The sequence below is a fragment of the Serratia sp. J2 genome, from assembly GCF_046269175.1.
GTDB lineage: Bacteria > Pseudomonadota > Gammaproteobacteria > Enterobacterales > Enterobacteriaceae > Chania > Chania fonticola_C.
Genome location: NZ_JBKABN010000009.1, coordinates 1 through 18,798 on the forward strand (window position 1 = coordinate 1; position 18,798 = coordinate 18,798).

The window sequence follows — 18,798 nt, forward strand, 5'->3', positions numbered from 1 at the left end:
GGGAGAGGGTTGGGGTGAGGGAGAAATTACGGTGATTTAACCGATAACCAATAGGCGGTTTTCCTAGGATAGAGTGCCGATTTAATAGCAAACAACCTTGATGTAATCGATATTTAGCGAATATTCATACTTTATCGATTGCGGTCTCGTTTTTAACCGAAGTGTTTTCTGGCCGTATCAAAGTGATAGCTGGCGATGTTTTTTTGATAATTGATTCTATTAGCGTAGCCGTGATGATTAAGCGACTGCCGGCACTGATTTTTATTCTCACTTGCGATTGTGAGCCTGTTCACAAATAAAATTAACAATTAGAACTGCCTCACGAATTTAACCGCTGCCCAACCCCGTGGGGAGATTTGGCCTGATTGTTGCTGCGTTATGCGTAACCGATGTGAAAAACCGCCCCCAGGTTTTTACTCACTCATCATTCAGGCATTTCGTCGCAAGGAGATAAAGCTATGGGAGATTTAATGCGTCCCGTTCCGTTCAAGGCGCTGTTAACCCGGATTTTCGATGAATATCATGAGAGCCGGTCTATTTTTGGTATTCCAGAAAAGCAGTTTTATCGTAAACATGACGATCGGCGGATTAACGTCTTTAACGAAAGTTGTGAAACTCCGCTTGGCCCAGCCGCAGGCCCACATACTCAGCTGGCGCAGAATATCATCGTCTCCTGGTTGACCGGCGGGCGCTTTATCGAATTGAAAACCTTGCAGATCCTCGATCGGCTGGAGCTGGAAAAACCCTGTATCGATGCCGAAGACGAATGCTTCAACACCGAATGGTCGACCGAGTTCACGCTGCTCAAAGCCTATGATGAATATTTAAAAGCCTGGTTTGCCCTGCACCTGTTGGAACAGATGTTTGATCCACGGGCCAAGGGGGAAAGTAAATCCTTCATCTTCAACATGAGCGTGGGCTATAACCTCGACGGGATTAAACAGCCGCCGATGCAGGACTTTATCCATAATATGATGGACTCTGCACAGCACCCGAAATATGCCGAGTATCAACATATTCTTGCCGAATGGGTTAAGGACGAGGGCTTTATTAGCCAGTTCGCTTTATCCGACCAGCGCGGGGCATTGGCACAGCTGCCAGAGCATATTCCCGCGCAATTGGTCAGCGGTATTACCCTTTCGACCATGCACGGCTGCCCGCCAGATGAAATTGAAGCCATCTGTCGCTATATGCTGGCAGAAAAACGGCTCAATACCTTTGTAAAATTAAACCCGACGCTGCTGGGTTATCCGCGAGTGCGTTCCATTCTGGATAGCTGCGGCTTTGATTATGTCGGGCTGAAAGAAGAGTCTTTCGATCACGATCTCAAACTGGAGCAGGCGATTGCGATGTTGCACCGCCTGACCGCCTTGGGGAAACAGCAGAATTTAGGCTTCGGGGTCAAACTGACCAATACCCTGGGGGCGATCAACCATAAAGGCGCCTTGCCGGGCGAAGAGATGTATATGTCCGGGCGTGCGCTGTTCCCGCTTTCCATCAACGTGGCGGCGGTTCTCTCCCGTGAATTCAACGGGGAACTGCCAATTTCCTATTCCGGCGGGGCAAGCAAGTTTAACGTTCGCGAGATTTTTGACACCGGCATCCGGCCAATCACCATGGCCACCGATTTGCTCAAGCCCGGCGGCTATTTACGCCTGACGGAGTGCATGCAAGAGCTGGACGCTTCCGATAGCTGGCAGATGACGCGCATTGATGTCGATAAGCTGCAAGCGCTGGCAGACAAGGCCGTCAGCATGGAGTACACCCAGAAACACTGGAAATCAACGGATCGCATCGACGCCGGTGGCCCGCTGCCGATGATTGACTGCTACGTGGCTCCTTGCGTCACCGCCTGCGCCATCAAACAGGATATCCCGGAATATATCCGGCTGCTGGGAGAACAGCGCTATGCCGATGCGTTGGAGCTGATTTATCAACGTAACGCCTTGCCAGCCATTACCGGGCATATCTGCGATCACCAGTGCCAGTACAACTGCACCCGTCTTGATTACGACAGCGCGCTGAACATCCGCGAACTGAAAAAAGTGGCGTTGGAGAAGGGCTGGGATGAGTATCAGCGCCGCTGGCATAAACCGGCAGGCTCTGGCAGCAAACGCCCGGTTGCCATTTTGGGGGCTGGCCCGGCGGGCTTGTCTGCTGGGTACTTCCTGGCACGGGCCGGGTATCAGGTTACGCTGTTTGAGCGCGAGGCCAATGCGGGCGGGGTGGTGAAAAACATCATTCCACAGTTCCGCATCCCGGCGGAGCTTATCGAGCACGATATCGACTTCGTGGCCGCACACGGCGTGAAGATGGTTTATGGTTGCGATCCCGATCTGACCGTCGACAAGCTGCAACAGCAGGGCTTTGACTACGTGTTTATCGGCATCGGCACCGATAAAAACAGCGGCGTGAAGCTGGCGGGCAATAACCGTAACGTCCACAAATCCTTGCCGTTCCTGCGCGATTTCAACCTCGGTAAGCCCATGAACCTGGGCAAACACGTGGCCGTGGTCGGTGCTGGTAACACGGCAATGGACTGTGCCAGGGCCGCATTGAAAGTGCCTGGCGTGCAGGACGTCACCGTGCTGTACCGCCGCACGCTCAATGAGATGCCAGCCTACCGCGAAGAGTATCAGGAGGCGGTAGAGGACAACGTGCAGTTTATGTTCCTCACCAACCCGGAACACTTTGATGCCAACGGCACCTTGACGGCCAGAGTGATGGTGCTGGGAGATCCGGACGAGAAGGGGCGCCGCCGCCCGGTCGCCACCGAACAGACCCTGACGCTGCAGATGGATACCTTGATCACCGCCATTGGCGAGCAGGCTGATGAGGAGGTGCTGCATAAGCTGGGCGTACCGCTGGATGACGCAGGCTATCCGCAGGTCAACACCGCCACTGGCGAAACCACCCGGCCTAATGTCTTCCTGATCGGCGACGTGCAGCGTGGCCCGTCATCCATTGTCGCTGCCATCGGTAGCGCCCGCCACGCCGCTGAAACGGTACTGGCGCGGGAAAACGTCAAAACCCATCACGCCGATAAATACTGGTCGAACGTCGATCCGGCGGAAATCTATCGCCGTAAAGGCACTATTTCAGTAGCGCTGGTGGATAAAACCGAGCGCGAAGCCTTCGTGGCTCAAGAGGCCCAGCGCTGCCTGGAATGTAACTACGTGTGCAGCAAATGCGTCGACGTTTGCCCGAACCGCGCCAACGTATCCATTGCCATACCGGGCTTCCAGGATCGTTTCCAGACCCTGCACCTGGACGCCTACTGCAACGAATGCGGCAACTGCGCCCAGTTCTGCCCGTGGCAGGGTAAGCCATACAAAGACAAGGTGACGATCTACAGCCTGCCGCAGGACTTTGCCAACAGCACCAATCCAGGGTTCCTGGTAGATGGCGCGCAGGTCAGCGTACGGCAGAACGGCAAGCTTTACCAACTGCAGATCGATAGTGACGGCCAGCTTGAGCAAGTGCCGTCGGAGCTGGAGGAGATGTGCCGCATTATCAGCCATGTGCACACTCATCATCATTATCTCCTTGGCCAGGTGGAGGTGTAATCATGCTGATATTAACCAATGCAACCGGCGTGCAGCTCGACCCCGCCAGCGTACAGCACGGTATCGATATCGCCATTGAAGGGGTGTTGATCAAAGAGGTGGGCCAAGGGTTGGCGGCCAAATATCCCCAGGCCGAAGTGCGCAATATGCACGGCAAATGGGTGATGCCAGGCATTGTGTGTGCCCACAATCATTTCTACTCCGGGTTATCGCGCGGGATTATGGCCAACATTGCGCCAAGCCCGGACTTTATCTCCACGCTGAAGAACCTGTGGTGGCGGCTGGATCGGGCGCTGGATGAGGAATCACTGTATTACAGCGGCCTGATCTGCTCGCTGGAAGCCATCAAGAGCGGCTGTACGGCGGTGATCGATCACCACGCCTCGCCCAACTTTATCGCCGGTTCGCTGAAAACCCTGCGCGCAGGCTTTATCGAGACCGGTCTGCGCGGCATGACCTGTTTTGAAACCACCGATCGTAACGGCGGGGAGCGAGAGCTGCGTGCTGGCGTGGAGGAGAATATTGCCTTTGCCCAGTTGATCGACGTCGCCAAAAAAGCCGGTAAGGAGCCTTACCTGGTGGAGGCGCATATTGGCGCTCACGCACCGTTCACGGTTTCTGATGCCGGGTTGGAGATGCTGCAAGCGGCGGTTAAAAGTACCGGCCGTGGTCTGCATATCCACGCCGCCGAGGACAGCTACGACGTTTCCCACAGCCACGACAAATATGGCAAGGATCTGATCGAGCGCCTGGCGCAATACGACCTGATCGGGTCAAAAACGTTGGTCGCGCACGGTCTGTATCTGTCTGCGGCGGATATTGAGCTGATCAACCAGCAGGATGCCTTCCTGGTGCACAACGCCCGCTCCAATATGAACAACCACGTGGGCTATAACCATCAACTGGAGCAGTACCGCAACCTGGCACTCGGCACCGATGGTATCGGCTCAGACATGTTTGAAGAGATGAAGTTTGCCTTCTTCAAACACCGTGATGCGGGTGGGCCGCTGTGGCCAGATAGTTTCGCCCGCTTCCTGGCCAACGGTAACCAACTGCTGGCGCGCAACTTTGGTGCCCATTTCGGTTGCCTGGCCGCCGGTTACAAAGCGGATCTGACCATCTGCGACTACCCGTCACCCACGCCGCTGGCGGCGCAAAATATCGGCGGACATCTGGCCTTCGGCATGGGGGCTGGCAGCGTCAACAGCGTAATGGTGGAAGGCCGCATGGTCTATCAGGATCGCCAGTTCCCGTTCGATGTGGAACCGATCTATGCAGAGGCGCGCAAGGTAGCGGCCAAGCTGTGGCAGCGTATGGATGCCTTGAATTAAACCGGTCGCCGCCCTGCGAACACCGGGGGCGGCTGACATTGATGAGGGTGCAATATGATTGAGCAATTCTATCGGCCAGGATCGGTACAGCAGGCGCTAGAGCTAAAACGCCAGTTCCAGCAGGATGCCGTCTATTTCGCTGGTGGCAGCAAACTAAACGCCACACCCACTAAAACACGGCAAAAGATCGCCATCGCGCTATCGCAACTGGGGCTGGATCAGGTGAGCTGGCAGCAGGGGGCATTGCATATCGGTGCCACCATTAGCTTACAACGTTTAATGGATACCCAGCTTATCCCGCAGGCTCTGCGTGAGGCGCTGGGGTTTGTCTATTCCCGCCATATTCGCAATCAGGCCACGCTGGGTGGTGAAGTCGTTTCGGCGGCGAAAGACTCGGTGCTGTTGCCGGTGCTGCTGGCATTGAGTGCCCAGGTGGTGGTGGGCAGCGGCAAGACGATGGCGCTGGAAGACTATCCGCTGTGCGGCGGTAGTGAATTACTGCTGGCGGTGGTGCTGCCGGATCCTTACCGTACCTGCGCTACCCGTAAAATTGCCCGTTCAGCCGCGGGGTTGCCGGTGGTGACTGCGGCGGTATCCCGCGATGCGCAGGCGAAAATTCGTATCGCCCTGAGCGGTGTGGTGGCACCTGGCCGCCTGCGTGATGCAGAGAACAGTGGCCTGAGTGGCCCGGCGCTGGAACAGGCAGTGGCGCAGATGATATCTCCGCCAGATGACATCTGTGGCAGCCGCGCCTATAAGCGCTATATCGCCGGTGTGGTGGTGGCAGACCTGTTGGCGGATTGCCAAGCATCAGGGGAGAAAGCATGATGAATATTCGCTTTACGCTTAACGACATCCCGCAGGAGATGCAATGCCAACCCGGCGAAAACGTCCAGCAACTGCTGTTCAAGTTGGGCATGCATTCGGTCCGCAATAGCGATGACGGCTTCGGGTTTGCCGGTTCGGACGCGATCCTGTTTAACGGCGTGGTGGTCAATGCCTCGTTGCTGATCGCCGCCCAGTTGGATGATGGCGCGGTGACCACGGCTGAAGCGCTGGGGAGTTGGAACCAGCTCAGCCTGGTGCAGCAGGCGATGGTTGACGTGGGGATAGTCCAGTCTGGTTATAACGACGCGGCGGCAGCGCTGATCCTGACGGACCTGTTGGCCCGCATCGAGGAGCCAACACGCGCGCAGATTGACGATGCGCTGTCGGGCTTGTTCAGTCGTGACGCCGGTTATCAGCAGTTCTATCAGGTCGTGGCTCTGGCGGTGATTCGCCGTAACGATCCCGAATTCCAGTCGCTCGCCGCTCCTGAGTTTCGCAGCGATCTGAACGTGGTCGGTAAGCTGTGCCCTAAGGTGGACGCGGCGAAAATGGTACAGGCCAAGCCTTGCTATGTGGAAGACCGCGTAGCCCGCAATGCCTGCATCATCAAGATGCTGCGTAGCCCGCATCCTCATGCCTTGATCACGCATCTGGACGTCAGCAAGGCCGAGGCGTTGCCAGGGGTGGTGCATGTGATCACCTATCGCAATTGCCCAGATATTTATTACACCCCCGGTGGGCAAAGCGCGCCAGAACCTTCGCCGCTGGATCGCCGGATGTTTGGCCAAAAACTGCGGCACGTAGGTGACCGGGTGGCGGCGGTCGTGGCCGAGAGCGAAGAAATTGCTTTGGCCGCGCTGGCGTTGATCGACGTCGAATACCAGGTGCTTAAACCGGTGATGTCAATTGATGAGGCGATGGCGGAAGGAGCACCGCTGGTACACGACGAGCCGATTGTCTACGTTCACGGTGCACCGGATGACTTGGCCGAGCAGAACCAGGGCAGCGCACAGCGTGGCACCGAACATGTGACGATCAACTTCCCGATTGGTGCCCAACCCCACAGTAATATTGCCGCCGCGGTACATGGGCGCATTGGCAACGTGGATCAAGGCTTTGCCGAGGCGGACGTGGTGCTGGAGCGCACCTACGAATCCAAACAGGTGCAGCAGTGCCCGGCGGAAATGCACGTCTGCTACACCTACATGGATGGCGATCGGCTGGTGATCCACGCGTCAACCCAGGTGCCTTGGCACCTGCGCCGCCAGGTTGCCAGGATCGTCGGGCTCAAACAGCATAAGGTGCACGTGATCAAAGAGCGGGTCGGCGGCGGCTTTGGTTCCAAGCAGGACATCCTGTTGGAAGAGGTATGTGCCTGGGCTACCTGCGTGACCGGCCGTGCGGTTTATTTCCACTATACCCGCGAAGAAGAGTTCATCAGCAATACCTCGCGCCACGTGGCCAAGGTGCGGGTGAAGATTGGGGCGAAAAAAGACGGCCGCCTGACGGCGATCGACATGAACTTCCTGGCCAATACCGGCCCTTATGGCAACCATGCGCTGACGGTGCCCAGCAATGGCCCGGCGCTGTCGTTGCCGCTCTATCCCTGCGATAACGTCAATTTCCAGGTAACTACCTATTACAGCAACATCTGTCCGAATGGGGCTTATCAGGGTTATGGCGCGCCAAAAGGCAACTTTGCACTGACTATGGTCTTGGCGGAGATGGCGGAAAAACTGCAGATGGATCCGCTGGATATCATTGAGCGTAACCGGGTAGTTGAAGGGCAAGAGTTGAAAATCCTCGGGGCAATTGGCGAAGGCAAAATGCCGACTTCGGTGCCAAGTGCCGCCAGCTGTGCGCTGGAGCCGATTTTGCGTAAAGGGCGTGAGCTGATCCAGTGGAGTTCACCGAAAGTGGGTCAGGGAGACTGGCAGATTGGTCGTGGCGTGGCCATTATCATGCAAAAATCCGGTATTCCAGATATCGATCAGGCCAACTGCATGATCAAGCTGGAGTCGGACGGGACCTTTATCGTGCATTCCGGCGGGGCGGACATCGGTACCGGGCTGGATACGGTGGTGGGCAAACTGGCGGCGGAGGTGCTGTGCTGCCCGTTCTCCGAGGTGCATGTGATCTCCGGTGATACCGATCATGCCCTGTTTGATAAAGGGGCCTACGCCTCTTCCGGCACCTGTTTCTCCGGCAATGCGGCGAAGAATGCGGCGGAAAATCTCAGGAAGAAAATCCTGTTCCACGGCGCGCAGATGCTGGGTGAGCCAGAAAGCGATGTCACGCTGGTGGTTCCAGGCGTGGTGCGCGGTAAACAGGGCGAAGTGACGTTCGCGCAGATTGCCCATAAGGCAGAGACGGGAACCGGCTTTGGCACCCTGGTGGCCACCGCCAGCTATATTTCTTCTGACTTTGCCTTCCCGTTTGGTGCCAACTTTGCTGAAGTGGCGGTCAACGTGCGCAGCGGGGAGATCCGGTTGGATAAGTTCTATGCCTTGCTCGATTGTGGCACCCCGGTTAACCCGGAGCTGGCGCTGGGGCAAATCTACGGGGCTTCAATGCGCGCCATCGGCCACAGCATGACGGAAGAGATTATCTATGATAGCCAAGGCTCGCCGATCACCCGAGATCTGCAAAGCTATGGCGCGCCGAAGATTGGCGATATCCCGCTGGACTTCCAGGCGTTCCTGGTGCCCAGCGACGATCGGGTGGGGCCGTATGGAGCCAAGTCGATCTCCGAGATTGGCGTCAACGGGGCGGCTCCGGCCATCGCCATGGCGATCCACGATGCCTGTGGCGTTTGGCTGCGCGAATGGCATTTCACCCCAGAGAAGATCTTGAGGGGGTTAAATAAGCTGTCAGCGTAGACTCTGTAATAAGTCGTACCGGGATAGTGACCAATTACGGTCATTATCCCGCTATACCTGCCGAGTTAAACCGGCGGCGGGTATAAACGATTCAATATATTAGCCAAAGGCTAATCTGTTATTGCCGCCATATATGAGCTAATCGCTCAGGCTAGCCCGTGGATTTAACATGGCGAAAGTGCAGGGCGTGGAGCTTATTGAATCAGATGATCAAATTTACTGGAATGGAGTAAAGAGATGTCTGATATGCCTAGTTCAAATAACGACCTTATTTATCGGGTGGAAGATAAACCACCCTTTGACCAATGCATCGTGGGGGCGATTACCCATTTACTGGCTATTTTTGTGCCGATGGTGGCCCCGGCGTTAATTGTCGGCACCGCGCTGGGGTTGCCGCCGGACGTCACAGCCTATCTGGTTTCGATGGCGATGATTGCTTCAGGGATTGGCACCTGGTTGCAGGTGAATCGCTATGGCCGCGTAGGCTCCGGCTTATTGTCCATTCAATCGGTCAATTTTTCCTTTGTGACGGTGATGATCGCCTTGGGCAGCACCATGAAAGCCGATGGCATGCATGTGGAAGCGATCATGTCCACTCTGCTGGGCATCTCTTTTGTTGGGGCATTCCTGGTGGTGGGCTCCTCGTTTATTCTGCCCTATCTGAAACGGGTGATCACACCCACCGTGAGCGGCATTGTGGTGCTGATGATTGGCCTGAGCCTGATCAAGGTGGGCATTATCGATTTTGGTGGCGGTTATTCAGCGAAAAGCAGCGGCACCTTTGGCAACTACGAAAATATTGGTATCGGCCTGTTGGTGCTGTTGGTGGTGATCGGGTTTAACTGTTGCCAGAACGCATTATTGCGCATGGGGGGCATCGCCATCGGCTTGATTGTCGGTTATGTCGTGGCTTTGTGCCTGGGCATGGTGGATTTCTCGGTAATGCAAAACCTGCCGGTAATGACCGTTCCCGTTCCCTTTAAATACGGATTCTCTTTCGATCTGCATGCCTTCCTGGTGGCTGGCATCATCTATCTGCTCAGCGTGTTGGAGGCGGTCGGCAGTATCACCGCTACCGCAATAGTGTCCGAGCAGCCCATCAAAGGGGATGAATATACCGCACGCCTGAGCGGTGGAGTGCTGGCCGATGGGCTGGTCTCGGTGATTGCTGCCATGCTGGGCTCGTTGCCACTGACGACATTTTCCCAGAATAACGGCGTGATCCAGATGACCGGTGTCGCCTCGCGTCATATCGGCAAATATATCGCCGTGATCCTGGTAGTACTGGGGCTGTTCCCCGTCATTGGCCGCTTCTTTACCACTATCCCGGCGCCAGTGCTGGGCGGGGCGATGACGCTCATGTTCTCGATGATCGCCATCGCCGGGATACGCATCATTATCTCCGACGGCTTAAACCGCCGCGAAACCATTATCGTTGCGACTTCGCTGGGTCTGGGTCTTGGCGTCTCTTACGATCCGGAAGTGTTTCGTATTTTGCCCGAGTCGATTTATGTGCTGGTGGAAAACCCGATCTGCGCCGGTGGGCTTACTGCCATTTTCCTTAATTTGCTGATACCGCAGAACAAGAGTGAGAAACCTGGGGTCAGTGAGGCTGAATTTGAGGTGGTTCCGGCGGAAAAAAACACCGATTGACCGGGCGCTGCACACGACGCCCTTCTAGCAACAGCCGTTTTATGGTGATAAGGAATTTGAGTATGGAGCGTGAGCAATCAATCAAGGCCGTGCGGGGCAGTTTTCTCGATATCACCCGCACCGTACAGCATCCGGAAGAAATCGAGGGCCATCTGCGCTTTATTAAAGACGGGCTACTGATCGTTCGTGATGGCCGGGTGGAGTGGTTTGGCGACTGGGAAGAGGGGCACCACCAGATCCCCGATAGCATCCGGGTGCGCGACTATAGCGGTAAAATGATCGTGCCAGGGTTTATCGACACCCATATTCATTATCCACAGTGTGAAATGGTGGGAGCTTATGGCGAACAACTGCTGGACTGGCTGAACAAGCACACCTTCCCGGCGGAGAAACGCTATAACGATCTGGAATACGCCCGCGAGATGTCGGCGTTTTTCATCAAGCAACTGCTGCGCAATGGCACTACCACCGCGCTGGTGTTCGGCACCGTACATCCCGAATCGGTAGAGGCGCTGTTTGAGTCGGCGCGCCATATCAATATGCGGATGATCGCCGGCAAGGTGATGATGGATCGTAACGCGCCCGATTACCTGCTGGATACCGCAGAAAGCAGCTATAGCCAAACCAAGGCGCTGATTGAGCGCTGGCATAACAATGGCCGCCTGTTGTACGCCATCACCCCGCGTTTTGCGCCAACCTCCTCACCGGAACAACTGGAGATGGTGCAACGCCTGCGCCAGGAATACCCGGATGTTTATCTGCATACCCACCTGTCGGAAAACAAGGATGAAGTGGCTTGGGTTAAAGCCCTATATCCAGAGCGAAAAAGTTATCTCGATGTTTACCATCACTACGGCATGACCGGCAGAAAAAGCGTATTTGCCCACTGCGTGCATCTGGAAGACGCCGAGTGGGATTGTCTGCACCAGACCCAATCATCCATCGCCTTTTGCCCGACCTCCAACCTGTATCTCGGCAGCGGCCTGTTTAATTTGCCCAACGCCTGGCGGAAAAAGGTGCGGGTGGGAATGGGCACCGACATCGGCGCGGGCACCACCTTCAACATGCTGCAAACGCTGAATGAGGCTTACAAAATCATGCAGCTGCAGGGCTACCGGCTCTCGGCGTATGAGGCGTTCTACTTGGCGACGCTGGGTGGGGCCGATGCTCTGGGACTGGCGGACACCATTGGTAACTTCAACCTGGGGAAAGAGGCGGACTTTGTGGTGCTGGAGCCGACGGCCACGCCGTTGCAACAGCTGCGCTACGACAACTCAAAAACCTTGATGGATAAGCTGTTTGTCATGATGACACTAGGGGATGACCGGTCGATCTATCGCACCTATGTCGATGGCCGGCTGGTGTATGAACGTACTTAATCAACCGCACTGCAATTTGCCAGGATTGGCGTTACCCCAAGCGAGTGCCGTTGCGGCCAGACGATAATGCCGTAACGGCAAGCCAACGGGGTAGGTGAGTGTAAACCTTCAGAGGGCATTGATATGTCTAATAATTTATCGCAGGCGACGTCAGAAAAAGCGGCCAGCTCGCTAGACAGCTATTTTAAGATTAGCGAACGGGGCAGCAGCGTACGGCAGGAAGTGTTGGCAGGGTTGACCACCTTTTTGGCGATGGTCTATTCGGTGATCGTGGTGCCTGGCATGTTGGGCAAGGCGGGTTTCCCTCCGGCTGCGGTGTTTGTCGCCACCTGTCTGGTTGCCGGTGTGGGGTCGCTGGTGATGGGCCTGTGGGCTAACTTACCTATGGCTATTGGCTGCGCCATCTCATTGACGGCGTTTACCGCTTTCAGCCTGGTGCTTGGCCAGCACATCAGCATACCCGTCGCCCTGGGGGCCATCTTCCTGATGGGGCTGATATTCACCGCCATTTCGGTGACCGGGGTGCGTTCATGGATCCTGCGTAACCTGCCGATGGGCATAGCGCACGGTACCGGGATTGGTATCGGGCTGTTCCTGCTGCTGATCGCTGCCAACGGCGTCGGCATGGTGATCAAGAACCCGCTGGACGGTTTGCCGGTGGCGCTGGGGTCGTTTGTGTCTTTCCCGGTGATGATGTCATTGCTCGGTCTGGCGATGATCCTCGGGCTGGAGAAACTGCGCGTGCCGGGTGGGATTTTATTGGTGATCATTGGTATTTCCCTTATCGGCCTGATCTTTGATCCGAACGTAAGATATCAGGGGCTGTTTGCGCTGCCGAGCCTGTCCGGGCCAGATGGCAGCTCGCTGATTTTTAGCCTGGATATCAAAGGGGCATTGAACCCGGCGATACTGCCCAGCGTATTGGCGTTAGTCATGACGGCGGTATTTGATGCTACCGGCACCATCCGAGCGGTAGCCGGGCAGGCTAACCTGTTGGACGAGGATGGGCAGATTATCAACGGTGGCCGGGCATTAACTGCCGACTCCATGAGCAGCATGTTTTCTGCGCTGGTTGGAGCCTCACCGGCTGCGGTGTATATCGAGTCCGCTGCGGGAACGGCTGCTGGCGGTAAAACGGGCATGACGGCGGCGGTCGTGGGGGTACTGTTCTTGCTGATCCTGTTCTTGTCACCGCTGTCTTATCTGGTCCCCGGCTATGCGACGGCACCGGCGCTGATGTATGTGGGGCTGCTGATGCTGAGCAACGTGGCCAAGCTGGACTTTGACGACTTTGTCGATGCTATGTCCGGCCTGGTGTGCGCGGTATTTATCGTGCTGACCTGTAACATTGTCACCGGCATTATGCTGGGCTTCAGCACGCTGGTGATTGGCCGCGTGTTCTCTAACGAGTGGCGCAAACTGAATATTGGCACGGTGATTATCGCGGTGGCGCTGGTGGCATTCTATGCTGGCGGCTGGGCGATTTGATGGAAAACTCAGGGTTAGTCGTTTACTGACCAATCAACACTCGATTCTTCATGTAGGGGCGCTGCATGCTGCGCCCATTCACAGTTCAATACATCAACTCATATGAACGTCCTGAAGGATTACAGATCAGAACAACGCTGACAGGTAATAATATCGGCCTTATTTTTTAGTTAAATCAATGGATTGAGTTGTTTTTATTTGAATGGCTTACCGCTTCCTCTGATGATCATGAATCATATCGTAGATAAACTATATGCTGCAGGTGGGGGGGACGACCAAACCGGAGAGACTGATCCGTGAATTGGCTAGGCGCGCGCCGCAGCATGAGGAGGAGTTGATGACTATTGCCGAATATCTCGAACAAAAAGGGCGAGAGGAAGGACTTCAGGAAGGACTTCAGGAAGGACTAAAACAAGGTAAACGCGAAGCGTTTATGGAAATAGCCCGCTCCATGCTAGTTAACGGCTTCGAGAGCGCCATAGTCATACAGTTGACCCGTCTTTCAGAAGAAGAGTTGGCGCAAATCCGTCACTAGCGTTTACCCGCGTTTCTCAACGCGGTATCTCTTCATCCAACTGCTGCGCCTTTTCCACCGCCTTGACGATCGAGGTATAGCCGGTGCAGCGGCATAAATTCCCGGCCAGGCCGCGGCGGATCTCCTGCTCGGTAAGGCGGTGGCCGCGAAAACGCTCCACCATCGAGGTGCTGGTCATCACCAACCCCGGCGTACAAAAACCACACTGTACCGCCCCCACATTCACATAAGCCTGCTGTACGGCAGACAGTTTGCCCTGTTTCACCTCGCCCTCAGTGGTGCGGATGGTTTTGCCATCGGCCCAGAGTGCCAGGTAAATACAGGTATCGGTAGCGACATCGTCGATCAATACGGTACAGGCACCGCACTCTCCCACGCTGCACCCTTGTTTGACGCTGTTAAGCCCTTGCTGGCGCAGTAACTCCATCAGCGACAGGCGGGGATCGACCTCGAATTGATAGGGGCGGCCATTGATGGTGCAATTGATCAACATGATAACTCTCCTCCTGCGCGTTGGGCCGCCAGGGCCAGCACGCGCTCTGCCAGCGTACGGATGATTTGCATACGGAACTCTTTGCTGGCGCGCCAGGATGAACGTGGCAGCACGTCACGTATGACCGCCTCACGCACGGCGGCGAGCGTTTGCGCATTGAATGGCTGACCCAGTGCTGCGGCCTCGGCATGGGGGGCGCGGATCGGCGTTGGGGCCGCTACGCCAAAGGCGATTTTCACCGCGCTAAAGTGGCCGTCTTCGATTTGGCAGGCCGCAGCGCAGCCGATGGTGGCAATATCCATCGCACCACGCATGGCGTATTTGTAATAGCTGGCACCAAAGTGCTGATAGTGCTGTGGCCTGAACAGCAACGCCACGGCGACCTCATTTTGCCCCAGCGCAACCTTGCCTGGGCCGGTGTGGAAACCTTGGATCGGCGTGCGGCGCAGCCCTGCGGGGGTAGCGATTTCCAGTTCGGCTTCCATCACCACACAGGGTGAGGCGGAATCGGCACTGGTGGCACCGTTGCAGATATTCCCGCCCAGCGTGGCCATATTCCGCACCTGCGGTCCGGCGATCGTCGCGGCTGCCTCTGCCAGGATCGGGATATGGCGTTGCACCAACGGTGAATCGATAATCTGGCTAAAGGTGGTGCCGCTGCCGATGCGCAGTGTGCCATCCGGCAGCAACTCGATACCGTTCAGCTCGTTCAGGCCGTGAATATCCACCAGATGGCGATATTTGCCGTTCATATGATGGAGCTGGATTAACACGTCGGTACCGCCAGCAATCAGCCTGGCCTGAGGATTGGCGGCTAATTGCCGTACGGCATCGTCTATGCTGGTCGCCCGATAATAGTTTGCAATATCGTACATGGTTTTCTCCAGTTACTCGATCAGGCCCGCCTGCGAAAAATAGCGATACAGCGTTTTTGGCGTCAGCGGTAGTTCATCTATTTTCACGCCGGTTGCCATCCAGATGGCGTTACGGATCGCCGGGGCGGGAGAGATCAGCGGCGGTTCACCTAGCGCCTTGTGCCCATAGGCGGATTGCGGCTCATAGGTTTCGACAAACGCACAGTCCAACTCTGGCAGATCGAGAATGGTAGGGAACTTGTAATCCAGCAGATTGTTATTGCGCACGATGCCGCTTTGCTCGTCGATGATCATCTCTTCGAATAGCGTCCAGCCGATGCCCATCCCCATGCCGCCATGCACCTGGCCCTCGGCCAACAGCGGGTTAAGGATCTGGCCGGAGTCGTGCAGATTCATGATCTTGTTGATGGTGACCTTACACAGCTCAATATCGACGGTGAGGTCAACAAAGGTGCAGCCAAAGGCGGGCGGATTGCTGCGGGTTTTGCAGGAAACCTCGGCCATAATCTGCCCGCCGACCTCCTGATCGTAATGGGCGCTCATGGAGACCTCTTGCACCGAGCACAACACTTTTTCCGGCATCTCCTTCAGCACCACCTCGCCGTTGATCACATCCAGCGCCCATTCGGGCTGGTTGCACATATAGGCTGCATGGGTCAGGATCTTGGCGCGCAGCTCCGTAGCGGCCTGACGGATGGCGGGGGCGGCGACATAGCTTTGCCGCGAGGCGAAGGCACCGGGGTCGTAGGCGGTAATGTCGGTGTCTTGGGTGGAGATAACGTAGATGGAAGAAAAGGGCACGCCAATGGTTTGTGCCGCCATTTGTGCAAACACGGTATCCGATCCCTGGCCAATTTCCGTCGCGCCGACTTGCAGATGGACGGTGCCATCCTGGTTCAGTAACAACCGGGCGCTGGCAATCTCGACGCCAACTGGATAGGTATTAGACGCATAGCTAAGGCAGGCCACGCCAACGCCGCGGCGGATGGGGCCACTCTGATTCAGGCAGGCGGCTCGACGGGCATCCCAATCAAACAGTTCCCGGCCTTTTTGCAGGCACTCGATAATCCCGGCGCTCTTGATCTCTTTATGATTGAGTGGGTTGAGATCTCCTTGGCGGGCGACGTTTTTGAGCCGCAGTTCCAGCGGATCCATCCCCAGTTGGGCGGCGGCTTCGTCAATCATGCATTCCAGGGCAAAGGTTACCTGCGGTGCACCGTAGCCGCGCATGGCCCCGGCGTTTGGCAGGTTGGAGTAAAAGGTGGTGGCTTTGTAGCCGAAGGCGATACGCGGATACAAATAGGCGATTTTATTGGCCCCGGCTGAGGCAATGGAATGGCCGTGAGAAGCATATCCCCCGGTATTGGAAAGTACTTCCAGGCTATAGGTTTGTAGGGTGCCGTCGCGGTTAATGCCCATCTTACCGCTGATGGCGAACGAGTGCCGGGTGCGTGATGCCAAAAAGCACTCTTCGCGGCTCAGTTCAACCTTGATCGGCACGCCGCCGAGTTTCCAGGTCAGGAATGCGGCCATCGGCTCTTCCAGTACGTCCTGCTTATTGCCGAACCCGCCGCCGATATAGGGCTTGATGACCCTGATGGATGACCATGGCCGATCTAGCGCCTGGCCCACCACGCGGCGTACCAGATGCGGAATTTGGGTGCTGGAGACAATTACGATGCGATCCATCTCATCCATATAAGCGTAGGAGATCACCCCTTCCAGATGACAATGTTGCACTACCTGCGTGCTGTAGTTGCCTTCGATTACTACCTCTGACGCAGCCAGTGCCGCTTCGGGATCGCCGCCGCTGAGCTGGTGTTGTTTCAGCAGATTGCTTTTACCGCCGTGTAACAACGGCGCTTCGGCTGCCAGCGCGGTTTTTGCGGTGGTCATCACCGGCAGTTCCTGATATTCCACTTCGACCAGCATGGCGGCTTTCTCTGCCGTTAACGCGTCGCAGGCGACCACGATCGCCACGCCATCGCCGTGATGGCGTACATGCTGGGTCAGCAACTGTTTATCCGCTACGTCACGCTTATTGGCATCCAATGACCAGGCATGGCCCGCCGTCGGAAAACCGTGCTGCGGCACATCCTGATAAGTAAATATGGCCTCAACCCCCGGCAGTTGCAGGGCTTTGCTGGTGTCGATACTCATAACCAGACCATGGGCAATCGGGCTACGGACATATTTGGCATGACGCATACCGGGCAGGGTCATATCGTCGGTATAGCGCGCCCGGCCGGTGACTTTGGCTTGCGCATCGACGCGTTCGGGCGAGGTTCCTACAGGCATCTTGCTCTCCTCAGTGAGAGAAAAAGTCGCGATAGCCAACAGCAGCAACTTACAGGCCATAATGGTGTGAAAAACCTGCCGGATGCGGGTTTTGTGAGTGACTTCCGGTTTGTGTGCGAATGGGCAGGTTTTTTCGTGATCGCAGAGAGGATTAGCGGCAGGTAGTGTCCACAACAGAGTGTGATAAATTATCATTCTGAGAGGGGCTTATCAGCTTGATAATAGGGCTGATGTTAAATTTCTCGGGCAGGCTTGAGGTGTATGCCGGGCTAACCTAAGCTGATGTGAGTCGCTGGTTATTTATAGGGAATGATTATGACTCGTTCACTACGTCAACTTTGTTGGTTCGCGCTACCGTTATTCGTTTTGGCTGGTTGCCAACAGGCAGCCCATCAACCTCAACCGCCAGTGCCGATGCAAATAGAGAAGCTTGCTACCTTACTGGCTGATAGCCGCTTTCTACGCGAGAACTGCGATCGCAGCGATATCCCCGATGATATCAAGCTGCAACGGACCGCGATGCGGCTAGCACAAAAGCACGGTTGGGATACTCACCAGGCCGCCTACCAACAGCAACTGGCGGCGCAGACCAATACGCGGTATCAGGCACTGGTGGCGGATAACACCTTATTGACTGAGAAATGTGCTACGGTCAATAGCAGTGCTGCTCGCTTTATTACCGCCGCACAGTCGGATACCGAAGACTTTATTCTTTGAGGTTAAATAAATAAGTAACTGCTTCATATAACACCCTGGGATTTATTTCCGGGGTTTTTATGGTTTATACATCTTTCTATGTGGTCATGCGATGAACATGAAAATAAGATGAATCAAAGAGATATGCCACGCGTCAATCACTTTTATTAATAACTGTTACTTGAATTGCTAATAAATAATGTGTTGCATATAAAATTGCTCTGGATTAATAATAATTCGACTGAGGTTGCCTTATATTGTCTAACAAAGGAGTTGTTTATGGAAGTGATTGATGATTCGATGCTTGATCAAATTTCTGGCGGCCGAGGGAATAATCGGGGGGACCGGACGGATAACGGAGGCCGCAATAACAATAAGGGCCGGGGGCCGTCCACTAACTATGGCGGGCAGGCCAATGGCTTTGTCGGCAATTCATCTCCTGGTATGGATGCAGCTTGTGCCACAGGTCTTGCACTGGGTGTTATAGGTGGTGCGGCTGGTGGCGCATGGGGTGGCATTGGAACTGCTGCTGCCGGGGCGTTTGGCGGCGCAATTACAGGCGTTGGCAACTGTATCAACACCGGCAATGGCAATGGCGGTGGGAAAGGTAATAATAGCAATTGTGGTGGGAATTCAGGTAACAGCTGTAGTTGGTAATGTGACTTATGGCTAAAAACCAATACCGGCATGTGACATACCGCATCACCTAAACCGAGGATTATACAATGATGATAAAATCAACTTTTTTATTTAGCATATGGATTTTTGTTCTTATGC

The 18,798-nt window shown here is 55.5% G+C and carries 13 protein-coding genes; 10 read left to right on the plus strand and 3 right to left on the minus strand.

All coding sequences use genetic code 11. The annotated features are described in order from the left end of the window. The first annotated feature begins 458 nt into the window (after positions 1 to 458). The 8 genes from ygfK to ACKWMY_RS11360 all read left to right on the plus strand — a co-directional run bounded on the left by ygfK (position 459) and on the right by ACKWMY_RS11360 (position 13,659). Positions 459 to 3,566 (plus strand): putative selenate reductase subunit YgfK, encoded by a 3,108-nt coding sequence (gene ygfK / locus ACKWMY_RS11325; RefSeq protein ID WP_409486314.1) that lies wholly within the window; start codon positions 459 to 461, stop codon positions 3,564 to 3,566. A gap of 2 nt (positions 3,567 to 3,568) precedes the next feature. Continuing rightward, positions 3,569 to 4,897, plus strand: coding sequence for a putative aminohydrolase SsnA (gene ssnA / locus ACKWMY_RS11330; protein ID WP_409486315.1), 1,329 nt, complete (start codon positions 3,569 to 3,571; stop codon positions 4,895 to 4,897). Positions 4,898 to 4,951: 54 nt separating this feature from the next. Further along, positions 4,952 to 5,725, plus strand: coding sequence for a molybdopterin-dependent oxidoreductase FAD-binding subunit (ygfM, locus tag ACKWMY_RS11335; protein ID WP_173409465.1), 774 nt, complete (start codon positions 4,952 to 4,954; stop codon positions 5,723 to 5,725). Next, positions 5,725 to 8,604, plus strand: a complete 2,880-nt coding sequence (locus ACKWMY_RS11340; protein WP_409486353.1) for a molybdopterin-dependent oxidoreductase Mo/Fe-S-binding subunit — start codon at positions 5,725 to 5,727, stop codon at positions 8,602 to 8,604. Before ygfM ends, ACKWMY_RS11340 begins: the two co-directional genes overlap by 1 nt. A 237-nt stretch (positions 8,605 to 8,841) precedes the next feature. Beyond that, a complete protein-coding gene (locus ACKWMY_RS11345; protein WP_024528460.1) occupies positions 8,842 to 10,257 on the plus strand; it encodes a nucleobase:cation symporter-2 family protein in 1,416 nt (471 codons plus the stop codon). A 62-nt stretch (positions 10,258 to 10,319) separates the two neighbouring features. Further along, the gene (gene guaD, locus ACKWMY_RS11350; RefSeq protein ID WP_211134514.1) at positions 10,320 to 11,636 is read left to right on the plus strand and encodes a guanine deaminase; all 1,317 of its coding nucleotides are present in this window, start codon (positions 10,320 to 10,322) and stop codon (positions 11,634 to 11,636) included. A gap of 123 nt (positions 11,637 to 11,759) precedes the next feature. Next, a complete protein-coding gene (locus ACKWMY_RS11355; RefSeq protein WP_024528462.1) occupies positions 11,760 to 13,124 on the plus strand; it encodes an NCS2 family permease in 1,365 nt (454 codons plus the stop codon). A 337-nt stretch (positions 13,125 to 13,461) separates the two neighbouring features. Next, on the plus strand, positions 13,462 to 13,659 hold the full coding sequence (locus ACKWMY_RS11360) for a hypothetical protein (protein WP_409486316.1): 198 nt from the start codon (positions 13,462 to 13,464) through the stop codon (positions 13,657 to 13,659). 16 nt (positions 13,660 to 13,675) lie between these two features. Here the strand turns inward: ACKWMY_RS11360 and xdhC are convergent, their stop codons facing one another. The 3 genes from xdhC to xdhA are packed head-to-tail and all read right to left on the minus strand — an operon-like array spanning position 13,676 to position 17,325. Then, complete coding sequence (gene xdhC, locus ACKWMY_RS11365) at positions 13,676 to 14,152, minus strand: xanthine dehydrogenase iron sulfur-binding subunit XdhC (RefSeq protein ID WP_024528464.1); 477 nt, start codon at positions 14,150 to 14,152, stop codon at positions 13,676 to 13,678. Continuing rightward, a complete protein-coding gene (xdhB, locus tag ACKWMY_RS11370) occupies positions 14,146 to 15,027 on the minus strand; it encodes a xanthine dehydrogenase FAD-binding subunit XdhB (RefSeq protein WP_409486317.1) in 882 nt (293 codons plus the stop codon). The genes xdhC and xdhB overlap by 7 nt, the downstream gene beginning before the upstream one ends. 12 nt (positions 15,028 to 15,039) lie before the next feature. Beyond that, a complete protein-coding gene (gene xdhA / locus ACKWMY_RS11375; RefSeq protein ID WP_409486318.1) occupies positions 15,040 to 17,325 on the minus strand; it encodes a xanthine dehydrogenase molybdenum-binding subunit XdhA in 2,286 nt (761 codons plus the stop codon). 315 nt (positions 17,326 to 17,640) lie between these two features. Here xdhA and gspS point away from each other — a divergent pair, with 315 nt between their 5' ends. Together gspS and ACKWMY_RS11385 are read left to right on the plus strand one after the other, a co-directional pair. Continuing rightward, entirely contained in the window at positions 17,641 to 18,042 is a 402-nt protein-coding gene (gspS, locus tag ACKWMY_RS11380; protein ID WP_409486319.1) for a type II secretion system pilot lipoprotein GspS, read from the plus strand. 258 nt (positions 18,043 to 18,300) lie between these two features. After that, positions 18,301 to 18,678: a hypothetical protein gene (locus ACKWMY_RS11385; protein WP_409486320.1), complete on the plus strand. Its 378-nt coding sequence runs from the start codon at positions 18,301 to 18,303 to the stop codon at positions 18,676 to 18,678. Positions 18,679 to 18,798: the final 120 nt, after the last annotated feature.